Raw genomic sequence first — 20539 nt, 5'->3', positions numbered from 1 at the left:
GGTCTATTTCGGTGTGGTTATTCGAGGTGGCCGAGTTTGCCGGCGGCATAGTCCACTTCGACATGTGCGATTTCGGCCACGTTGTTCATCACGAAGGGGCCCTTCTGGACGAAGGCTTCCTTAACGGGCTTGGCGGCAAATAGGGCAAAGTGTGCGCCTGAACCTGCAACGTTGGTAAACTCAACTGTATTGGTGGCGGAAGCGGAGGTCGCTTCGATAGCGATGGCTTGGCCCGCTCGCAGCCTTATTGTCTCGCCGGCAACCATCAGCTCGAACTCGCCGTCTATTGCATATACCCAACCGTTCTCTCCCGGCTGCAAGACGTGGGCAAAGGTGGCGTCGGCAGCCATCTTGCCGTCGAGAATGGTCATGGGCAGGGCGGGTGATACCTGGCCTGTAATGCCGTTGCTGGTGCCGAGCACGACGCGAACGCGGTGGCCATCGGTTTCCAGGACAGGCATGTCCTGTGCTTTCACACGCAGTGATGCAGGCGCACCCTGTTTCAGCCGCGCGGGCAGGTTCACAAATACCTGCAAGCCGTGAATGCTTGCGCCGTCCCTGGGCGCCTCATCGTGAACCGCACCGGAACCGGCCTTTAACCAGTACAGGTCGCCGGGCAGCAAATCGAAATCGTTACCAAGTGAATCCCGGTTGTGAAATTTACCCTTGCTGTCTTCAAAGAGTACGGACACAGCGGAGAGGCCGGCGTGCGGGTGGGCACCAAAGGTCGGTTCACTCATGCGGTAGTGATCGACCATGACCAGCGGATCCATCGCGCCGGCGAAATCCCGCTCGCGAAAAGCGTTGGCGGTAAAACCGGTGCCTATCTCAAGCGGGCTGCCAGCGTGTGGGGCAGTGATGGATGCGGTGGTAGCGCTATCAAGGGCCAGGTTTTCACCAATTGAAGTTGCTGCGTTCATTGTCCGATCTCCCGGTTGGGCTGTTTCTTAATCACGGTTTAGATATTAGCAATGGAACGATAAGTTCGTGTAGGTTCAAAAACTGAAACTATAGTTCTATAATTGGAACGATGCGCGGGCAAAAAGCGGCGAACCCAATGGCTATGATCGACCTGAATGACTACTTCTATTTTGTCCACGTGGTGGAAAAACGGGGCTTTTCTCCCGCCGCAAGAGCACTCAATATGCCCAAGTCACGCTTGAGCCGGCATGTATCGCAACTGGAGGAAAGGCTTGATACCCGCTTGATACAAAGAACGTCCCGCCAGTTTAAAGTGACCGAAACAGGCCAGGTGTTTTACCAGCATGCCCGGGCAATGATCGAGGAAATGGAAGCCGCCGAAGCGGCGATTCAAAGCCGCAAGGAATCCTTGAGCGGGCGCGTGACCATGAGTTGCTCGGTAGGTGTCGCCCAGTATGCGATCAAGGACCTGGTGCTTGAATTTCTGCTCAAGCACCCGAAGGTAAACCTGGTCCAGCAGGTGACTAACCAAGCGGTCGATCTGGTGTCTTCCGGAATAGACATGGCCGTAAGAGGCCATATGGAAGCGCTGCCTGATTCGAATAATATTCAGCAGCACCTGGCTAATGTGTCCTGGTACCTGTTCGCGAGTCCCGAGTATCTGGCTCGAACCGGCACCCCGGAGTCGCCCTATGATTTGCTTAAAAGACAAAGCTTGAAGGTGGGCTGGCAGCCGGTAACCGGGCATTGGAGCCTGGAGAGTATGGACGGGTTAAAAACCACCATACCCTTTAGCCCGCAACTGTGCAGCGATGACATGACTACGTTGAAACAAGCGGCGGCGCAAGGGCTGGGTATAGTGAGCCTGCCAGCTTATACCTGCAGGGATGAACTCAATGACGAATCGCTGGTGCGAGTGTTGCCGGAGTGGGTAGCCGGGAAGGCACAATTGAGTCTGGTAACGCCATCTCGCCGGGGACAGTCACCGTCTGTTCGCGCATTGGTGGATTACCTGTTGAGCAACTTGAATGCACGGATTGGTGATGCAGTGGGTTAGTTGTTTATTACTGCGTAGCTGTAGATTTCGATGCCAAACAGGAAAGCGGAGGTGGCCGAGGGGCAGGGCGTGCAGCACGGCGACCAGTTGCGCTTCAGCGCTGGCGGGTTGGAGCGGAACGCCGAGTTGGCCATTGTGCGCTGCGTGCAGTGGGGCAGCAGTCGCTCGTACCTGCGCGGCTGCCTTTGGGCCGAGTTCTAATTTCTGGTACGTGAGTGGTGACCATATCGCCGGCGATGATTTGGCAGGTGTTTGGTTTAGTTGTTTGCGTCGTTCTGATGATATTGTCGGAGTACTGGAAATAGGTTGTTGATGCAGATATAAACGTTAGGGCTGGTCGTAGTGACCACCAATGGCGAAGATGTAAATGGAATTATCGTCATATCTGTATATCAAGCGATCCTTCTGCGATATACGTCTAGTCCAGAGTCCAGATAGGTTATGCTTTAATGGCTCGGGCTTACCCGCGCCCATTGATGGGTCGTCAGTCCGAAGTAATTCTTTGAGAAGTTTACAGAGAGCCTTGTGTAGCCTCTTGTCCTTCTCACGCATCTTTTCATACGCCTCCCAAGTATTACCTTCAAATACCAATGATCTCATCCATTTGCTCATTGGTCGGTGTGTAACCCTGGCCACGGGTGTGAGTTTCAAGCGAATTGGCAATCTGCCGCATTAAATCCTGGTTCTGGAGTACATACAGGGTTTCCTGCTCCCGCTCCCAGTCGTCGGCGCTCATAACCACAAAGGCTTCACCGGCACGCCGGGTTACTTTCAATGGCTCATGCTGGCTAACTACTTGTTCTACAAGGGTTTTCAGGTTGTCACGAAACTTGTTTACACTTACAGTGTCCATAAATCTATTACTCCGTACGGAAACACCGTACAACTATATAGCGAAAGCCTTAACGAGGGTAATCACAATAGCCCAATGCCAAAAACCAGGCAGCAGCCTTTTATTCTAAATGATGCTTTGGGCGGATCGGTGGCACACCCATAATACGCTTGTACGCTCGGGAAAATGCCGCCTCTGACTTATAGCCCATCTCCTCCGCCAGATCTGCCAAAGGTATGGGCGACTGCAATATCTTCACGCGGGCTAAGCTCATTCGCCATTCGGTGAGATACTGTTTGACCGATGTGCCAATAGTCTCAGTGAACCTTGCCGAAAAACCGGAACGCGACATCCCGGCGTGCTCGGCCAGGCGTTCGACTGTCCAGTTTGAGTCAGGGTGTGCATGAATAACAGCCAACGCCTTGCCGATTTTCGGGTCTTTTAATGCGCCCAGCCAACCCTTGCTTGCTTCTGGCGAGTGCTCGATCCAATAGCGAATGGCGTAAATGACAATAATATCCGCGAGGTGGGCCACCACCGTTTCACCGCCCGCACCCAGCGCAGCGGCTTCTTCGGCCATCAGCTGGATAAGAGGCTGTAGCGGTCCTGGCAGCTGGCCAGTGTCGCTTTGCATGTGAATGAATTGGGGCAAGTGTGCAATAAGTTTTTCGCCCATCACGTGGTCGAAGCTGAGCACGCCACAGGTGAGCCGTGTTTCATTGCCTCCTCCGCCATAGCGCATTAGCTCGAACCGCTCGGACAACTTCTGCACCGGGATGTCGAAAAAGGGTTCGCAATCCTGATTTTCGTCCGAGGCGATAGAATGCCCTTTACCCCTGGGTAACAACGCCAATTCGCCGGGGCGTAAAAATACGCTTTCGTTATTTGGGAGTCGCAGCCAGCAGCCTCCCTGGGTGACAATATGAAACATCATTTTGCCGTCCATGGGCGGCATTTCGACGCCCCAGGGTGCGGTCAACTCGGAGTGGGCATAGATTAGCCCGTTCAGCCGGAGGGAGTAGAGGGTTTCTCCCAGAGTATCTGTCGAGGCCGGGACGTCTCGCTGATGATGGTCTTCCACGGGCAGCTCACTACGAATTGGACAAACTGCAAAAAACTATAGATGGACAGGCATTAAACATCAAGCAGCCCTCTAATACACTTCTTCTCCAAGAACTGCCCATCAACAAACCTTTGAAGAGGTGACGTATGAAAAATGAAATTATCGCTGTTGTTGGCGCTACCGGTAAAACCGGTGTGCGCGTATTCACCAAGCTGCAGCAACTCGGCTATATGACTCGCGGTCTGTCAAGAAGCTCCGAGATTGCCTTCGACTGGTCAGACAGGGCCACATGGGGGCCTGCTCTGGAAGGCGTTAGCTCAGCCTATGTAACCTACTTTCCCGATCTCGCTGTGCCACAGGCTGAGAGCGATATGCGCGATTTTACCGAGCTGGCTGTAGCGCAGGGCGTCAAGCACCTGGTGTTGCTTTCCGGTCGTGGTGAAGAGGGCGCTGAGCGTGCAGAAAACGTCGTCCGCACTAGCGGCCTGGAGTGGAATGTCGTCCGGGCGAGTTGGTTTATGCAGAATTTCAGCGAAAGCTTTATGCTCGATGGATTGCAGAGTGGAGAGCTGTTTTTACCGGAGCCCAAAGCGGAAGAGCCCTTTATCGACGTCGATGATATCGCCGATGTCGCGGTCGCTGCGTTGACTCGCTTGGATTTGCGCAACCAGTTGCTGGAAGTCACCGGGCCGGAGATTCTCTCTTTCGCCAACTGCGTGGGCACCATCGCCAGGGTCAGCGACCGTGACATCGGCTTTCAAGTCTTACCTGTTGAGGCGTATCTTGCTGCGGCCAAAGCCGAAGGTCTTCCCGATGATATCGCCTGGCTTATGAATGAACTGTTCGTCAACGTGCTGGATGGACGCAACGAATGGACCACCGATACGGTTGAGCAGGTTCTGGGGCGCCCCGCCAGGAGTTTTCAGGGTTATGTAGAAAACACTGCCAAAACGGGAGTCTGGGCTGCTGTCGGTGAGTAGCGCTGCTCTCAGAATTCAGCTCTGTTACGAGTTTAAGGAGTTTTGTCATGCTTACTTTACTTATCGTTTTGACCGGCCTTATGGCCGGTATATATTTCGCATTCTCTGTTGTCATAATGAAGGCGCTTCGAAAGTTGCCCCCGTTGCAAGCTGCGCAGGCAATGAACAAGATTAACGATGTCATCGTCAATACGGCATTTTTACCCATCTTTTTCGGGTCAACACTCTGGTATGCCGGATTGATTGTTTGGAGCTTTGCGGACTGGCAGCGGGGGAGTTCAGCGCTGGTGATTAGTGCTGCAGTGATCTACATAATCGGTATGTTTGTCGTGACGGCTTTCGGCAATGTGCCGCTTAATAACAAACTGAAAGAATGTGCAGATAGCGATTCTAGACTTGTGGCCTGCTGGAATGAATATCAGCAAAGTTGGACTCGGTTGAACCATCTGCGCACGCTTAGTTGTATGGCTGCTTGCGGTGTGCTGACGATTGCGCAGGCCCCGGTGTGAATGGCAGGGACAGGTGAATGGCAGGGACAGGCAGTGAATGGCAGTAGCAGATGGCAGGGACAGGCACCGCTATGGAAGGGACAGGCACCGCTATAAGAATGGCAGGGACAAGCACTGTTAGAAAAATGCACAACAAGTTGGCACGCATGATAGCCCACGTTGTTAGAGTGTACGGAAATCGGGCTGCAAGCGACTGTTGCAGAATTTGACGCCAACACCTGAATTTCAGGTGCGCGAGTTCAGAGGAGTGTTATTGTACGGCGAAAGTTAAGCGGATTTCCGAAACCGTCGATGGACAATCTTTTCAAAATGCTGGCTATTGACCAGCCATTGCTCGATGGGAATATTCAGTCGGGTAAGTATCGGCGGTAGTTTGCCAGGAATCGAGCCGGTTTTATCATCCCGAATCGCTCGTCCGGTCCAGTCGACCAGTTGCAGGTAGTCGCTTAGCGAGTACGCAATTCCCGTTTGGGTATCCCGCTTTGTAGTATCTTCGAAACGCAGAAGCGGTTTAATGGGAAGGTCAAAATCAGCGGCCAAGTGCTGATCCTTGATTGCCTCGGACAGATTGAAGGCGGGTTGGATGCGTTCTCTGACGCTGGTGTGTTTCGACGATTCCGGAGTCCTGGATATACCGGCGCGAACAGGATTAAGATCTACATAAGTCATGCAAGATATCAGGGCCTCTTCGGTGAATAACGCCTGGGATTTAAAGCGGGACTCCCAAAAATGGCCGGTGCAGTTATCCTCGGCGTTGGCCATTCTGGCAATGGGTTCGTTTAACAGCTTCATGAACCAACTCAAGCTCTGCAAACGCTGGCGCCAGATTTCGATGATGCTCGAAACGGTGTCTCTTTCCGCTGGTGTCAGAGCTTCACCTCGGTGATGGCGTTGAATCAGCAGAGGGCCTTTATACAGTGTCAACCAGCGATCAATAACGTCTTGTTCCGACCAGTCCTCAGAAGTATCTAGCTTGACGACCACATGGTAATGGCTATTCATAACCGCGTAGCTGCAGATGTCGATGGCAAATAAGGAACTCAGCAAGCGGATGCGGTTTTCTATCCACTGCCTTCGGTGTTCGTAGCACTGGCCAGTGACAGGATCGCTACCACAGAGAAACGCTCGCCTTACACAGCGGGAGACGCAGTGGTAGTAGGGCGTGTCTGCAGGTGATACAAGCTGACTTCTGGGCTGAGTCATAGTCTTAGATTATGGGCTGTTAAGATAGCTTTAATGAAACTATGGGCATTGATGGCTTTTCAAGCTGTTGATGATGGTGTTCTATCGAAAACCAGTCGGGAAGTGCTGGAATTCATGCTGAGGCATGAGTTGTGTGTGCCTGTCCTGGGAGTTGTTTGAGGTCAGGGACAGGCACCAAGATCAGGGACAGGCACTAGAAGAATCGATGCTGAGACATGAGTTGTGAGTGCCTGTCCTGGCAAGCAAGTGCCTGTCCTGGGCTCCTGTTGACTGCCTGTCCTGGGGCTCTCCGTAAGCAAATGCCTGTCCTGGGACTCGGGGCTCTCCGAGCGAGTGCCTGTCCTAGGGCTCGCTAGGGCTCGCTAGGGCCCGCTCCTCTGTAGATTCACCAGGCTTTCGCGTACGATATCGCCCGAATACCGCACTGCCCCTACTAGAAAGGAATCACCCAATGACCCGATACCTCAGACACTGTTACCCCATTCTCATCGCTGCTGCCGCCGCACTCGCACTCGCAGCCTGCACAAGTGCGCCGGGTACTGGCACGAACGGCAACTCAGAATTCACGAACGCTGATCTTCTCGACCGTACGTTTCAAATCCAGGACGTGGCAGGCCGCGGGGTGATCGACAGTTCTCACATAACCCTGACTTTCGGTCAGGATGGGCAGTTCAGCGGCAGTACCGGTTGCAACAGGGTATTTGGGCCCTATACGCGCTCTGGCGCAGATCTAGAGTTTGGCACGCTTGGCACTACCAGGAAGATGTGCCCGCCAGCGCTGATGAACCAGGAGCAAACAGTCCTGAATATTCTGGCCGACGTCATACGCATTGAGCGCGATAGAGAAGGCGCTTTGCTCGTAACGACAGCTGATGGCCGCAGCTTGCGCGGGTTTGAGTCAACCCAGTCCGCGCTACACACCTATTTCTGCGACGACGGTGCCACAGTTAAAGCCACGTATCCGACCAAGGACAAAGCGCGTATTGTCTACAAAGGCCAGACCTTCGACACGACGATCACGCAGTCGGCGAGTGGATCGCGCTACACCGGTGGTGGCTGGGAGTGGTGGAGTAAAGGCCGTGTCGAAGCCCATCTTGCACCGTTAGCTGCTGGCGAAACGATCGCGTCAGCCAGGGGTATAACCTGCAGAAAGTAGCCAAAGCTCGCAGATCAAAAGTATCCAGGACAGGCACTGATAGAGACAAGATCAAGGACAGGCACTAAAAGTGAGGGACAGGCACCGATAGAGACATCAAGGACAGGCACCGATAGAGACATCAAGGACAGGCACTAAAAATGCCACCGCACAGCAACTAGCGGATATACTTGGCGATCAGGCAACAAGGAGCGAGACCCTCGGCTCCTTATGACGGGGCGCCAGCCTCGCCCCCGCAACCGACCCGCAGCCAGGGTAAAACGCTTATTACTTATGGATATCGTCTTACTTACCACCATCATCACCTCATTGTTCTTGGTCATTGCGGCAGCGGAGCCATTGGCAAACCGGCTGCGCCTGCCTTACACCGCGATGCTCGCAGTGCTCGGCATTCTGATTGGTTCAGGGGCTGCGTTTTTTCTCAACACTGAGCTGACCGATGCCCTGAACCCGGTCGCGCAGGCGATTCTCAATCTGCCAATACGGGCAGACGTGTTTCTCTACGTATTCCTGCCGACGCTGTTGTTTCAGGCCACGCTCGGCATGGATCTGCTGCGCATGCTCGACGATTGGGTGCCGATACTGGTGCTGGCAGTCCTGGCAGTGGTGGTGGCAACGTTTACGGTAGGCTATGGGCTGGTTTGGGCGAGCGCGCTGCCGCTGACCGCGTGTCTGTTGGTCGGTGCTATAGTCTCCACCACCGACCCCTCGGCAGTGGTGAGCATTTTCCGTTCCATTGCTGCGCCGCAGCGGCTGGTGCGAATCATCGAAGGCGAGAGCCTGCTCAACGATGCGGCCGCGATTGCGCTGTTCGGCGTGTTTATGGGCTTTGTTATGCTCAACGTGCCCGATCCCTCGGTTGGCAGTGCCCTGGCGCGCTTCCCGCTGCTGATTATCGGCGGGGCGCTCACCGGTTGGGTCACCGCGCGCATCGCGCTGTGGTTCATGGCGCTGTTCGCACGCTACGATCGAGCCTTGATTTCGGTGTCGGTAGCGCTGCCGTATCTTGCCTACATCGGTGCTGAGCAAACCGTGGGGGCATCTGGCGTTATCGCCGTGGTCACTGCGGGCCTCACATTGTCGCTGGCCGGTCCCAGCCGCTTGCCGCCGGTGTCCTGGACAAATCTGCGGGAAACCTGGGACCTGCTGGCGCACTGGGCGGGGGCGCTGATCTTTATCCTGGCCGCACTGCTGATTCCCCGGCTGCTCGAGGCGGTGGAAATCGGCGATATAAAACTGATTCTGGTGGTTGTCGCGGCCGCAGTCATCGCGCGTATCGCCATCCTGTTCGGGCTGATGCCACTGCTGTCGCTGGCGCGGCTCTCGCCGGCGGTGGACGTGCCTTATCGGGTGGCGATTCTCTGGGGCGGCTTGCGCGGCGCGGTAACGTTGGCGCTGGCGCTGGCCGTCACCGAAAACCCTGCCGTACCGGTCGAGGTCAAACGCCTGGTGGGTATCCTCGCCACCGGTTTCGTGCTGTTCACGCTGTTGGTGCAGGGGGCCACCTTGCGCTCAGTGATCAGCCGTCTCGGGCTCGACCGGCTCTCGCCCATCGATCAGGCCGTGTCTGACCAGGTGATTGCGGTGGCGTTACAGACGGTGCGCGATGAAATGCGTGATACCGCGACAAAGTTTGATCTGCCACAGGATCTGCGGCGCTCGGAAGCCAAGCTTTTTGCCGAGCGTCTCGACGCGGCGGTGAGCAAGGCCGAGGATAACACCGGCGTGCTCGAGCGCGATCGCATCACCCTCGGTTTGATCGCACTGGCGGTCGCGGAGCGCAACGCCATCCTTGACCGTATCCGCGAACATACGTTTTCCATACGCCTGGCCGAACGCGCGGTTGCCGATGCCAGCCGCCTGATCGAAGGTGCACGCACCGGCGGGCGTGTCGGCTATCAGCGTGCGGCTCGCCGCAATCTCAGGTACGGACGGTCTTATCGCGCCGCACTGTTTGCCCACAATCACTTGCACTGGTCGGCACCGCTCGCGCAGATGAGTTCAAAGCGCTTCGGCATACTGCTTTCGCAGCGTGTGATTCTGCGCGACCTGGAGGGCTTTATTAAAGCCCGCATCCGGCGCCTGCACGGCCGGCGGGTGGCGAAGCTGTTGCAAGAAATTCTGAGCCGTCGCCAGGAGATGGTCGAAACGGCGCTCGATGGTCTGCGCCTGCAGTTCCCCGGCTACGCCGAAGAAATCAGCCGGCGCTTTATTCGCCGCACGGCTCTGCGTCTGGAGGAGCGGGAGTACGCCGCCTTGCGCGCCGACGGACTGATTGGCACCGAAGTGTATACGGCACTGATGCAGGACATTCATGCGCGACGCAGCATTGCCGAACAGCGCCCGAATCTTGACCTGGTTTTACAGCGCGCCGAGCTGGTACAACAGTTTCCGCTGTTCGCCGATCTCGACGAGGTGGCGCTGGAGCGTTTGAGCCGCAGCCTGCAGACCCGTTACGTAGCTGCGGGAACCACGGTTGTGGACAGGGATAGTACGGAGAAAAACGTGTATTTCATCGCCTCCGGCGCTGTCGAAGTGGAAACCTCGGGGCGATCCTGGCGCCTGGGCCGGGGCGAAATGTTTGGCCAAATGCTGGTGCTGCCGCACCGGCCCAAGCGTATCAAGGTCAGGGCGATCGTGCCCACGACTCTGCTGGTGTTGTCCGAACGGCCGTTCCGCCGCCTGCTCGCCAGCAGCCCGATGATACGGGCGGCAGTGCAAGAGAGCGCCATTCGCTGCGGTATCGATCCCGGGACTGTTCTGGATGACTCTGATCCTGGATGACATAGACCCGGTAGCTATAGGGGTTCCTGTACATGGAAATGGAAAGCACAATGAGTCGACCTAATGATAGTGAGGAACATATTCTCGACTCGTGGGAGAAGAACGCAGCGCAATGGACCTCCGCCGTCCGCGCCGTCCAGTTAAGTCATTACCCGCGGTCAGTTATTGAAATCGGCTGAGGTGCAGGCTGGCTTGTCGGAAAATTCGTCACCGATCCATTTTCAGCCCGCCCCCTTTTACAGCTGACCTTTTACGATAACCCACAACAAGCAATACCAGGCCTAAACCCAATATAGGCAGTGTTCCGGGAGCGGGTACACCCGATGCTGCCGCTCGAATATCAAGCTGTATTTGCTTGCTAATATCAAGATTGCCGCGAAGAAAATAGCCGAGGCCTTCATTAGGGTCAGTCAGGTCCGAGGCTATCCCCAGGCTTGGGTTGCCTACGGTCAGTGCCAGAAAGTCCAGGCTGGCGAGCACAAGGCTTGAGTTCGCCGGCGTATTGGGGATGCCGGCAAAGGCCGAGCCTGCTACATCCGTGTCGATAAAAAAGGCTGAGTCGTCGAGAAAGGGTGATTGCACTGTGGCGCCCAGATACTGCAAAACGACTGGATCGTTGTTGACAACATCGAAGCCGAAGAAGATGACCTCCTCGAGCGGAGCTAGACCACCAAACACGTCGCTGATGCCTACATTGACGGTAAAGGTTTCTCCGACACGCACATCGCTGTCACTGATGTCCAGGTTGATCAACAGGGCGTTGGCGCTGCTGCAGAAGACGGTGTTGAGGCAAGCCAGAAGTGCCGCGATCATTAGACTTTTCATGGAGCTCTCCTGTTAGGGGTTGTTGCGAAAATCGGTATAGCAGCGATACCAGAGCCGGTAGTCCTGGTAGTTGACGCACTGGTTGCCATCCAGGTCAGCCTCCGGATTAAACTCTGTGGCGTCACTGCAAAGACCGAATTGGCTGCGAATAAGGCGGTGATCATTAACATCGACGGCCTGATCCTGGTTCAGGTCACCGCAAATTTCCTGTATCTCGCAAGCATCACCGACGCCGTTGTTGTCGCTGTCCAGTTGATCCGGGTTGGCGGTGTTGGGGCAGTTGTCCTGCTCGTCCGCCACGGCATCGTTGTCGCCATCTTCCAATACCTGCACATCCACCGTTTGCAGAGGGCCGTTGAGGCTCTCTGCATAGCTGATACGCCAGGTCAGGGCGGCGCAAGGGTTGTCGACCAGGCTGGTAAATTCAACCGTGTCCAGACTGCGGTTGAGCGCCGCGGGCATGGTGGTTCCGCGCTGGGCCGGATCGGTGCTACCTTCGTCGAGACGGCCAAAGCTGGCGGTGGGGTCGGTGACGTCGATGCCGTCAGGAGGAGTCACCAGGGTGGCGGTGGTGTGGTAGGCGTATCCATAGCCCTTGTTAAACAACTGCACGCGCCAGGTATCTTCAGTTGGCCCAGTGCGCTCACAGCCTACAACGCCCAGATCCGGCTCTATGGGTGCCAGGGGATGGCGTATGGCGTGCTCCACGAAGTTGGTGTCAATACGTGACGGCGGCACCGCATCGGGGAATATGATCGTGGCGGCATTGCGAATGCGCGTGCCAGGCACTGCCGCGCTGTCAACATTAACCTGAAAGCTTACACTTCTTGGGTCATTCGGGGGCACTACCGGGTCGGTCCAGGTAATAGTCCGATTCGTAGCATCGTACAGCCCGCCGTTGTTGACCAGTAGAGTGCTAACATCGAGTTCAGCGGCCAGCACATCGATAACTTTCACGTCGTGGGCATCGGCGGTGCCAATGTTTTCGTAGGTTATGGTGTAGTTGTGTTGCATTCCCGCACTGGTAAACCCATAGCCGAATGCGTTTACCGCCGGCACCGAGGTCTTAAAGTTGGGGTCGAAGGGCACGCCGCAGGCCTGTGCGCCGGCCCCCGCCGAACCAAACACCTCGATGCAGGCGCCGGTGCTCTCGCAGCAGCAGGCGGGTCGTTCCACCAGGCCATGCTGGTTGGGAAACTGGCAACTGCTGCTGGGTTCCCTGGGATCGGGGCCGTCATCGGGTAATCCATCGGTGGGAAAGCCCAGCGGACCGCCGTTGTTGAGGCAAACCCTGGCACCGACAACTGTAATGGGGCAGGGCAGTGGCGGGTTATTGGTGGGGTTGGGTTGAATCAGCGGCGCACGGCAGCGCGGGCTATTGGCGCAGTTGTTGTCGCCGCAATCAACGCGGCCATCGCAGTTGTCGTCGATGGCGTTGTCACATACCTCCATCACCCCCGTGCGAGACAGTCGATCGAAGTAGGTATTGGTCAAGTGCAAATTGTTGGCGCTGTTGGTGTCCGCGGATTCCGTGGTGCCAATCGCGACATTGGTCAGCACGCTATTGCAGTTGAATACCGCGGGATTGCCGCTGGTTGGTGCAAAGGGCGGGATAGATACTTCTATTTCTGCCTGGCCTGTGCCCTGGTCGCCGATATCGCCCAGCACCTGGATGCTCACCTGGCCGTTGTTGGTGACAATATGGCTGGGGGTTGCTGATATCACCGCTGTGCCCAGTGGCAGAAAATCGTTTACCCGCACATTCCTTGCGCTATCGGGCCCGGCGTTATCGATATCAATGGTGTAGTTGATGGTACTGAATGCCTGGCTGGTACTCAGTGGCCCGGTTTTGGTCGTGCCGATGTCCGCCTGTTCGGTGGGCGGCGTTACACTGCCGGGGACGAAGCGCATCTCAGACCAGGCCGCCGCAAAGCAGCTGCCGTTCAGCGTCACCGCCGAGATTGCACCAATATCCGAGGCTCCGACAAAAAGATTGCTCTGCCCGTCCTGGAAGGTGTGTTGTTCCTGCAAATTGTTCTCGCCCTGCACGATAATCTCGCCATGGCATTCTGCCAGAGCATAGTTGAAGCCAATGGCCGCCACCGGCGGCGAGATACTCAGGGTGATTCCCGAGGGGAAAAAGGAGGTGAGCTGTGGTGAGCCAAGAGCGCCGAAAACACCGCTGTACAGGCCAGCGGCGGCGTTGGTGTTGAAGTCAAACTGAACGCCGCCACTGCTGATGCCCAGTGTTTGATCGCCCTCGGAGGCCCCGGGTATATTGACCAGTGACTGCACCACGGCGTTGTTGAAGTCGCCGTCCAGGGTTGTGAATACGAGGCGCGCATGGGCGCTGTGGATGAAAGCGGCGGTGCAGCAGGCGAGCATAACGCGGAAGGCTTTGCGAGCTAACATGGGCAATCCTCGATTCAGGTATGCCCGATTGAGGCTATGCCATATCACTACTCACTTTCTACGCCATAAAATGCTCAATTTTCCAGAGCCTGGGTTATTCCTGCAGCAGGCGTTGCTCTGCCTCCCATATGTTCTCACCGAGCAGGTCAACGGCCTGTGCCAGTCGGCGCCGATAGGTGCTGAATGATATATTCAGCGATTCGGCAGCGGCCTGTTGGCTGGAGCAGGGTTTGAGCCAGGTGCGGTCCAGCACAGCTGCCAGGGGCGCCGTCCTGGTCGCTTGGGCAAGCTGGTTGGTGTGCTGGGATAGCAGTTCCCGCAGCGCAAAAATATCGTCGGCGGGTTGGCCGAGCAACGCCAGCTCCAACAGCTTATTGTCGCGCAGCTTAGCGGGTTTCAAGAAATATTTAAGTGCCATCTTCAGGGCGTTATCGAACTCGTGACGGGCCAGGGTCGGAGCTGGCCCAGCGCCGCCCCGCAACCTGGAATGCAGGGTTTGCAACCAATCGATGATTGTGTGTTTGGGTTGATAGTGATGGATGGCAACCAGTGTGCCTCGGGTTCGCAACAGGGCGTGCCCGGAGGCTTCCGCAAGTGCCCGGTTGGGTGGATCATCGGGCATTACACATCCCATAACACAATCCTCAAAGCGCATAATATGATGGGTCATCATTCTCACGTAGACTTGCTTCAGCACATGGGAGCGCTGCTGGTAGGCGGTTGCATCCATCCAGCGCCGGCACAAAAACTTTGTTTGGCTGTGAATACCCAGCTGCGACAGTTCACCAAGCCATGCGCGGCTGAGTTGATCATCGCCACAATCGCTGTCGCCATCAAGGTAAAGAACTTGCATATAGCCCAAGGGTTGCTGTTCCGGGGTGCGAAACACAGTAATTGACTCCGGCTGTTGCCGATACCAATAGGCAAGGTTTTCCTCTCCGCTGTGTCCCTCATGGCACCTGGTCATCGCCTTAAGTGCGGGCAGGTCTGTGCTGCTGGCAACATCGGCATAGAGCGGAGCGTCCTCCGCCTCGAAGCTCTGCTGCAGTACATTTGTTGCGCGGTTGACGAATAATGACTGGTAGGCGAGTCGGAGTCGGTTTTCCGGAGTTGCGGTTTTCATTCTCTCCGTCAGGTGCTGATCGGCCCTGGCCACCAGTTCGTCGTAACGCTGCGGGTCGCGTTGGCGCAGATCCTCGACCACAGCCTGGCGCAACAAATCGTGGGGAAATAAACCTTCCGAGGTGCGCGATATGCAGGTCTGTTGGCTGAGCCAGTGGTGTAACCTGCGTACCGGTTGCTGCAGCATGGCGCGCAATAGCGGTTCGTCAAGGCGCAATGCTACCGCCGCGGCCTCCATGGCTTGGCGTTGTTCGGCGCTCAATGCATCGTTCAAGTAGCAGGCGGCGAGGTCAGACATCACCGAGCTCAGGTCGAGCTTGTTGCCACTTGCCGTTAAGTCCAGCTGGGTGATCAGGGCCAGGCTCAGCGGGTGGCCGCGGCTGATAGCCAGTGCCTGGGCGTGGTATTGAGTGGGGAACTGTGCGCCTCTTAGAAACCTCCTCGCTTCGCTGTCACTGAACGACGGCAGGGAAAGGTGGCAGATCACCTGTCGCCAGGCCGTGTGGGTAAGCCAGCTAACAACGGGTTCTGAGCGACTGGCGATCACTATTCGCAATGTGTCCGGCAATGTTGGCAGCAACTGATGTGCAAACCAGTGCTGCAAGCAGTCCCAGTACTCCAGGCTGTCCAACAGCAGCAGGCCATTGACGGTGCTTTGGTTGGTGGTGAGCAAAGTTGGCACTGCTGCCGTGATTGCGGCGCTCACCAATTGCGGTTCTGCTATGACATCCCGGGCGTCCAGGTACACGCTCTCAATGCCCTGCTTATCGGCGAGCACGCGCAGTTGATGCAGTAGACAGCTTTTACCTGTTCCGCCTGGGCCGCTTATATACAGGACTCGACTGGGGGAGTCGCTCAGCAATTCATCGAGCAGAGCACACTCGCGTTTGCGTCCGACAAACCAACGAGCCTGGCTTCGAGCGAGGCTATCTGCCATAACATCGTTTGCCATCGTCTTCTCCGGTCATCGGAAGTCATGCGCAGCAGGGGGGGCCGGGCTGTCCTCCAGCTCACTTTGGTTACAGCATTGATCTGACGCCTATTTTTACGCCCTATTGCACTGAGCGCAACCGCAATGTACCGCTTCTCGTTCTGATCATTTGATGTGGCAAGGGCCCGTCGCCATGGGGCTCGCACCTGGACAATGGCAAGCAGCCCTATTAGCAAGTATTATTGCCGTCCGCGTACCAGCTCAGGAAAAATCAACCATGCCCCCATTATTCGAAGAAATCGACAGCCAGGCCTCGCCGTTAGGGGAGATCTCACTGCGCCGGCGCCGCATGCCGGTGTTTGGTGACAGAGATATCTATGAAGTTAAGCTGGGCGAAGAATTTTTGATGTCCAGCATGTTCGTCGAGGCGGAAGAGGCGTTGTCCACTCTTGGTCTGGCCGCGGTAGAGGGGGAGGCGCTGAGTGTTGTGGTGGGCGGTTTGGGCCTGGGTTACACCGCTGTGGCCGCTTTGAAAGACGAGCGAATTGCAGAATTGCTGGTGGTGGAAGCCCTGGATACCGTTATCGGTTGGCATAGGGATGAGCTGGTGCCGCTGGGGAAGATGCTCAACGCCGACGCGCGTAATCGCTATGTGCTCGGCAGCTTCTTTGATCTGGCTGTCGCCCCTGGTACCGGCTTTGACCCCAATGCCCACGGTAAAAAATTTGATGCCATTCTGTTGGATATCGACCATTCTCCCACGGAATTCCTCAATGCCGCCAACGCCAGTTTTTATACAACCGATACCCTGGCGCTGATGGCGGAGCAGCTCAAGCCCAACGGTGTGTTTGCCATGTGGTCGCAGAATCTACCGGAACAAAACTTTGAAGCTTTATTGCGCACGGTATTTGCGCATGTGGTTTCCCATGTGATTTCTTTTTATAACCCCCTGCAAAATTGTGAGTCCACCAACTCGGTGTATGTTTGTCAGAAGGGCGGTTGAAGTAACGCAGCCTTCCTGAACGATCCCTGATTAACCCTCAATTCAATCCCATTTAGCTTGGCTACCGGGCGCGCCCAGGTCACAGTTACCGCGAGCTGTGGCGCAGATCGCGTTTTTAAAAGGAAAATGTTCACCGGTATTTTGTGAAATATTACCTCTAAATCCAGATCCGTTAGCAGTACCGTGTAATTGCAGCATTCGCTTTCGTACCCAGCCTTCAGTGGCGTACCTAAGTCGAATTTCAATCACGCTACGAGCAATAATGATTTGGAGTAAAGATGATGAATATTAAAAAATACCGCGCACCAATTGCCATTGCACTTGCTACTTTAATGGGAGCTTCACTGGCGCATTCAGCTGTACCACGGCCCAACGTGTTCGATGGTGGTAATCGCTGGCGCATAACCTACTATAATGACCCAACCGCTGGACATTCCCAGTGGGCCACCCAGATATTGTGCTTTCTGCCTTATGCCCAGATTGGCACCAGTATCCAGGGCACCTGGTATTCACTGACATTTCCGGATTGGAACGGGCGTTACTACCAGGAAGGCGATGAAGTCAAGATGACCGGGGATTACGCCAACGATGTCGGCCACGACCATATGACGCTGTTTCATACCACTAATGGCCGACGCGATATGGCGTTCAAGGATTGGACCGAGTGGCGAGAAAACGGCGGCTATGGTCGTATAATCGGCTGGGGCAATACCCGTATGGTTCGCGATGGACGCTGCCCGGTTGCCGGTCATGTGGAAGATGGCCGTAAAGTCAGCACAGCGGAGATAAAAAGGTTTGAAGCCGAAGCTGATCAGCTTTCGAAAAGCCTGCCCGAGCGTTTGACCACCCAGGGTGAAAACGCACAATTTCCCGGCCAGCCACGCCTGGAGAGGGTGGAGACCTACCTGGAGAGAACCGGATTGGGTGAGCTGCTGAAGTAACCCGCTATAAATTACAATTCTGCTACTTGCGCCCTTCAGGAGAGATCCTTTAGGGCGCTTTTTTATCTACGAATACTGACCGGTCGCTGGTGCATGGATGGATTAAGAGCGATATAATTGTCTCAACAGTGGTGCTGTAAAGAGCAAGTTATGGTCAACGGTCAAGCAATAATTATCGTCGGAATTAATCGCAGCGGCACTTCGGCGATAGCGGCTTCCCTTGACGCGATCGGTATTTCACTGGGTGAGCACAGTCACAAGCCAATCTTTGAAGATACCGAGCTTGCCAAGTGCTTCCGGTCGCGAAATTGGCGCGGTTTTGAAGAGATTGTGGCAGATTATGCTTCGCGGCATAAGCTTTTTGCCTGGAAGCTGCCGGATGCAGTCAACGATTTAAACAGGGTAGATAAGCTATTCCGGGCAAAGAAGTATATTTTTGTTTTCAGGGATATTTATGCGATCGCCCTGCGCAAGGAACAGGCCCTGGACCAGGATGTCTTGCAAAGCATGATCAAATCCAACAAGCAGTACCAACAGGTGTTGAATTTTATTGCCAGGAGCAATATCGATTACATGCTGGTGTCTTATGAAAAGATGCTGATTGAGCCTGCTGTGTACGCCAATAATCTGTTAAATTTTTTGGGTTTGGATAAATCCGAAGCCAATCTTGAAAAGATTGTCGGATCGATTTCCGCAAGTCCTGCGGATTATGTGGCCTGGTCTGCCCAGGCAAAGCAAGAGAAAAGTCTTGAGGAGATAAGTATCAGCGGTCATCTGGACCAGGCCAGCAACCAGCATGTCTCTGGCTGGGCAAAAGCGGCGGCAACGGAAGAACCGGTAATGCTGGACGTTTTAGTGGATGGAGTTGCCGTTGCCACATTGACCGCCGAGAACTTCAGGGCCGATCTGGTGGAAGCCGGAATTTCACAATCCGGCAAACACGGTTTTGATTTTAGCTTGCCCAAGAGTGCTGCGCCTGGCTCGACAATAGCCGTGGTGGAAAAGAACAGCAATGTCAATTTGATTGGTTCGCCAGTTGTTGTGTCGTAGATGCTCTCAGCCTTGTTTTCTCCTTGAGTCCCGGATATGAAAAAAGCAGTCTTAGCGTTGGGCGCGATCGGTTTGGCGGTTTATTGCGGCCTGGCGCTGGCCATCTATTTGCAGCAGGAACAGTTAATATTCCCGGCATCGAAGTTGCCGGCCGACCACAAGTTCGAGTTTGCATACCCTTTTGAAGAAGTAGCGGTGCCCGTCGCCGGCGCAGAATTGAGCGCGTTACATTTTACCCAGGCCAACCCTAAAGGACTGGTTTTCTTTATTCACGGTAACGCCGGCAACCTGGAAACCTGGACAACTAATACAGGCTATTACCAGAAGGTCAACTACGACCTGTTTATCTTTGATTTTCGCGGCTACGGCAAGAGTACTGGCCAGATCGAGAGTGAGGCTCAATTGCATCAGGATGTAAGAGCTGCCTGGGATTTGATTGCGCCGCGCTATGCGGGCAAGCCGGTCGTGATTTACGGCCGTTCAATCGGCACCAGCCTGGCGGTTGAGCTGGCGCGCCATGTAGACGCGGCGCAGTTGATTCTGGTTTCCCCTTTCCGCAGTATGCGGGAGATTGCCCGGCGGGAATTCCCCTGGATACCGGCGCAAGTACTAAAGTACCCACTGGATACAGAGCAAATAATCGGTGAAATTGATATGCCGACGCTGTTCTTGCACGGCTCGCGCGATAGCACAATCCCGGTTGCCGACAGTGAGGCTCTGTTGGCACTGATGTCGGCGCCGGCGCAATTGCAGGTGATCGAAGGTGCCGGGCACAACGACATTCAACGCTTTCCGGAATACTATCAAGCACTCACGGATGCGCTGCAGGCCCACTAAACGGTAGAAAGTAGATCGCCCCAGGCAGAGTTAAACCGGCGTAAAGGCTAACTCTGGTCAGGCTTTTTCCAGCTAAACACCGGTTTCAATTCTTTCTTGTCCCGATACTTGAACTGTATGCCCTGGATAAAGTTGCGCAGTACCTGGTCTTTGCACTCGCGATAATGCTTGTGACCCTTCTTGCGGAAGAAGGCGCTCAACTCGTGCTTGCTGAGGACAAAATTGGCCAGCTCCAGCAATTGCAGCATATCGTCGGATTTGAGGTCGAGGGCAATTTTCAGCTTCACCAGGATCAGGTTGTTGCTCAGGCGCTTTTCGGGCTTGTATTCCGCGCCGTCACGCTGGCCGCGCTTGTGGATAATGAAGCCGTTGAGAAAAGTGGCCAGCTGCAGATCATTGCAGGCCTCATAATCCGCAGCGTCGTCTTTTTTCAGCCAGTTGCTGACCTGCTCCCGAGTCACCGGGAGGCCCGCCAGGCCAAAGATCTGGATCATGCTGTTGTCGTTCAGTTCCAGCGCGTAGCGCAGGCGCCGCAGAATATCATTGTTGTCCATGCTTACCCGGCCCGCTAGCGGGCGTGGCGCTTGTTGCGCTCGGCCTGCACTTTTAACAACGCTTGCAATTCGGTTTCCGCCCAGGCCGTGGCTTCAGCTTCGCTGGTGAACCCCTGCTGGCTCTTGGTGACGACGGATTTGGTCTTGCTCACCCTGCGGGTGATGCCGGCTGTCCAGCTGTTGTCTTCCTGGCTGGTGTAGATCTGGTACTTCTTGTTGCTCATGGTAGGGGTGTCCAGTGTGGATCGATGTTCAGTGTGGATAGGCGCTCAGTGTAGACAAGCTTCAGGTCTCTCGGCTCAGTTGTCTCCGTTCCGTTCTCCGGTGGGGGAGGGTCGGGAGAGATGGTGGTCGATGAA

20 protein-coding genes are annotated in these 20539 nt (G+C 55.4%); 10 read left to right on the top strand and 10 right to left on the bottom strand.

Annotated elements, in window-relative coordinates:
• Nucleotides 1–17: 17 nt before the first annotated feature.
• On the bottom strand, nucleotides 18–920 hold the full coding sequence (locus tag G8764_RS02610) for a pirin family protein (RefSeq protein ID WP_166161567.1): 903 nt from the start codon (nucleotides 918–920) through the stop codon (nucleotides 18–20).
• 137 nt (nucleotides 921–1057) lie between these two features.
• On the opposite strand from G8764_RS02610, the gene G8764_RS02605 reads away from it, so the two are divergent.
• Together G8764_RS02605 and G8764_RS02600 are read left to right on the top strand one after the other, a co-directional pair.
• Entirely contained in the window at nucleotides 1058–1978 is a 921-nt protein-coding gene (locus G8764_RS02605) for a LysR substrate-binding domain-containing protein (RefSeq protein WP_166161565.1), read from the top strand.
• 30 nt (nucleotides 1979–2008) lie between these two features.
• Nucleotides 2009–2179, top strand: coding sequence for a hypothetical protein (locus G8764_RS02600; RefSeq protein WP_166161563.1), 171 nt, complete (start codon nucleotides 2009–2011; stop codon nucleotides 2177–2179).
• A 126-nt stretch (nucleotides 2180–2305) separates the two neighbouring features.
• Here the strand turns inward: G8764_RS02600 and G8764_RS02595 are convergent, their stop codons facing one another.
• From G8764_RS02595 to G8764_RS02585, 3 genes are all read right to left on the bottom strand, one after another.
• Complete coding sequence (locus G8764_RS02595) at nucleotides 2306–2530, bottom strand: Txe/YoeB family addiction module toxin (protein ID WP_243748529.1); 225 nt, start codon at nucleotides 2528–2530, stop codon at nucleotides 2306–2308.
• A gap of 28 nt (nucleotides 2531–2558) precedes the next feature.
• Nucleotides 2559–2831: a type II toxin-antitoxin system Phd/YefM family antitoxin gene (locus G8764_RS02590; protein WP_166161559.1), complete on the bottom strand. Its 273-nt coding sequence runs from the start codon at nucleotides 2829–2831 to the stop codon at nucleotides 2559–2561.
• Between the two features lie 100 nt (nucleotides 2832–2931).
• Nucleotides 2932–3891, bottom strand: a complete 960-nt coding sequence (locus tag G8764_RS02585) for a cupin domain-containing protein (RefSeq protein WP_166161558.1) — start codon at nucleotides 3889–3891, stop codon at nucleotides 2932–2934.
• A gap of 128 nt (nucleotides 3892–4019) precedes the next feature.
• Here G8764_RS02585 and G8764_RS02580 point away from each other — a divergent pair, with 128 nt between their 5' ends.
• Both G8764_RS02580 and G8764_RS02575 read left to right on the top strand, forming a co-directional pair.
• Entirely contained in the window at nucleotides 4020–4853 is an 834-nt protein-coding gene (locus G8764_RS02580; protein WP_166161556.1) for a Rossmann-fold NAD(P)-binding domain-containing protein, read from the top strand.
• A 47-nt stretch (nucleotides 4854–4900) separates the two neighbouring features.
• Nucleotides 4901–5362 carry an anthrone oxygenase family protein gene (locus G8764_RS02575; protein WP_166161554.1) on the top strand — a complete coding sequence of 154 codons (462 nt, stop codon included), beginning with the start codon at nucleotides 4901–4903 and terminating at the stop codon, nucleotides 5360–5362.
• 267 nt (nucleotides 5363–5629) lie between these two features.
• On the opposite strand, the gene G8764_RS02570 is transcribed toward G8764_RS02575, so the two are convergent.
• Nucleotides 5630–6364: a class-II aminoacyl-tRNA synthetase family protein gene (locus G8764_RS02570; protein ID WP_243748528.1), complete on the bottom strand. Its 735-nt coding sequence runs from the start codon at nucleotides 6362–6364 to the stop codon at nucleotides 5630–5632.
• A gap of 652 nt (nucleotides 6365–7016) precedes the next feature.
• On the opposite strand from G8764_RS02570, the gene G8764_RS02565 reads away from it, so the two are divergent.
• Nucleotides 7017–7721 (top strand): META domain-containing protein, encoded by a 705-nt coding sequence (locus G8764_RS02565; protein WP_166161550.1) that lies wholly within the window; start codon nucleotides 7017–7019, stop codon nucleotides 7719–7721.
• Nucleotides 7722–7994: 273 nt separating this feature from the next.
• A complete protein-coding gene (locus G8764_RS02560) occupies nucleotides 7995–10505 on the top strand; it encodes a cation:proton antiporter (RefSeq protein WP_166161547.1) in 2511 nt (836 codons plus the stop codon).
• Between the two features lie 207 nt (nucleotides 10506–10712).
• On the opposite strand, the gene G8764_RS02555 is transcribed toward G8764_RS02560, so the two are convergent.
• From G8764_RS02555 to G8764_RS02545, 3 genes are all read right to left on the bottom strand, one after another.
• Nucleotides 10713–11330, bottom strand: a complete 618-nt coding sequence (locus G8764_RS02555) for a cohesin domain-containing protein (RefSeq protein ID WP_166161545.1) — start codon at nucleotides 11328–11330, stop codon at nucleotides 10713–10715.
• Nucleotides 11331–11342: 12 nt separating this feature from the next.
• Nucleotides 11343–13742, bottom strand: coding sequence for a DUF7619 domain-containing protein (locus G8764_RS02550; protein ID WP_166161543.1), 2400 nt, complete (start codon nucleotides 13740–13742; stop codon nucleotides 11343–11345).
• A 94-nt stretch (nucleotides 13743–13836) separates the two neighbouring features.
• Nucleotides 13837–15816 carry an ATP-binding protein gene (locus G8764_RS02545; RefSeq protein WP_166161541.1) on the bottom strand — a complete coding sequence of 660 codons (1980 nt, stop codon included), beginning with the start codon at nucleotides 15814–15816 and terminating at the stop codon, nucleotides 13837–13839.
• A gap of 256 nt (nucleotides 15817–16072) precedes the next feature.
• Between G8764_RS02545 and G8764_RS02540 the strand changes: the two genes are divergently transcribed.
• The 4 genes from G8764_RS02540 to G8764_RS02525 all read left to right on the top strand — a co-directional run bounded on the left by G8764_RS02540 (nucleotide 16073) and on the right by G8764_RS02525 (nucleotide 19626).
• Entirely contained in the window at nucleotides 16073–16798 is a 726-nt protein-coding gene (locus tag G8764_RS02540) for a polyamine aminopropyltransferase (RefSeq protein WP_166161539.1), read from the top strand.
• A 278-nt stretch (nucleotides 16799–17076) separates the two neighbouring features.
• Entirely contained in the window at nucleotides 17077–17739 is a 663-nt protein-coding gene (locus tag G8764_RS02535) for a hypothetical protein (RefSeq protein WP_166161537.1), read from the top strand.
• A 150-nt stretch (nucleotides 17740–17889) separates the two neighbouring features.
• Nucleotides 17890–18789, top strand: coding sequence for a sulfotransferase family protein (locus G8764_RS02530; protein WP_166161535.1), 900 nt, complete (start codon nucleotides 17890–17892; stop codon nucleotides 18787–18789).
• A gap of 36 nt (nucleotides 18790–18825) precedes the next feature.
• Nucleotides 18826–19626, top strand: coding sequence for an alpha/beta hydrolase (locus G8764_RS02525; RefSeq protein ID WP_166161533.1), 801 nt, complete (start codon nucleotides 18826–18828; stop codon nucleotides 19624–19626).
• 47 nt (nucleotides 19627–19673) lie between these two features.
• Here the strand turns inward: G8764_RS02525 and G8764_RS02520 are convergent, their stop codons facing one another.
• Complete coding sequence (locus G8764_RS02520; RefSeq protein ID WP_166161531.1) at nucleotides 19674–20180, bottom strand: YehS family protein; 507 nt, start codon at nucleotides 20178–20180, stop codon at nucleotides 19674–19676.
• Nucleotides 20181–20194: 14 nt separating this feature from the next.
• Nucleotides 20195–20404, bottom strand: a complete 210-nt coding sequence (locus G8764_RS02515; protein ID WP_166161529.1) for a DUF3622 domain-containing protein — start codon at nucleotides 20402–20404, stop codon at nucleotides 20195–20197.
• Between the last annotated feature and the right edge of the window lie 135 nt (nucleotides 20405–20539).

This window comes from Pseudomaricurvus alcaniphilus, assembly GCF_011440395.1.
Taxonomy (GTDB): Bacteria; Pseudomonadota; Gammaproteobacteria; order Pseudomonadales; family Cellvibrionaceae; genus Pseudomaricurvus; species Pseudomaricurvus alcaniphilus.
The sequence above is the reverse complement of the archived record's forward strand: the minus strand, read 5'-3'. Positions and strand labels throughout refer to the sequence as shown.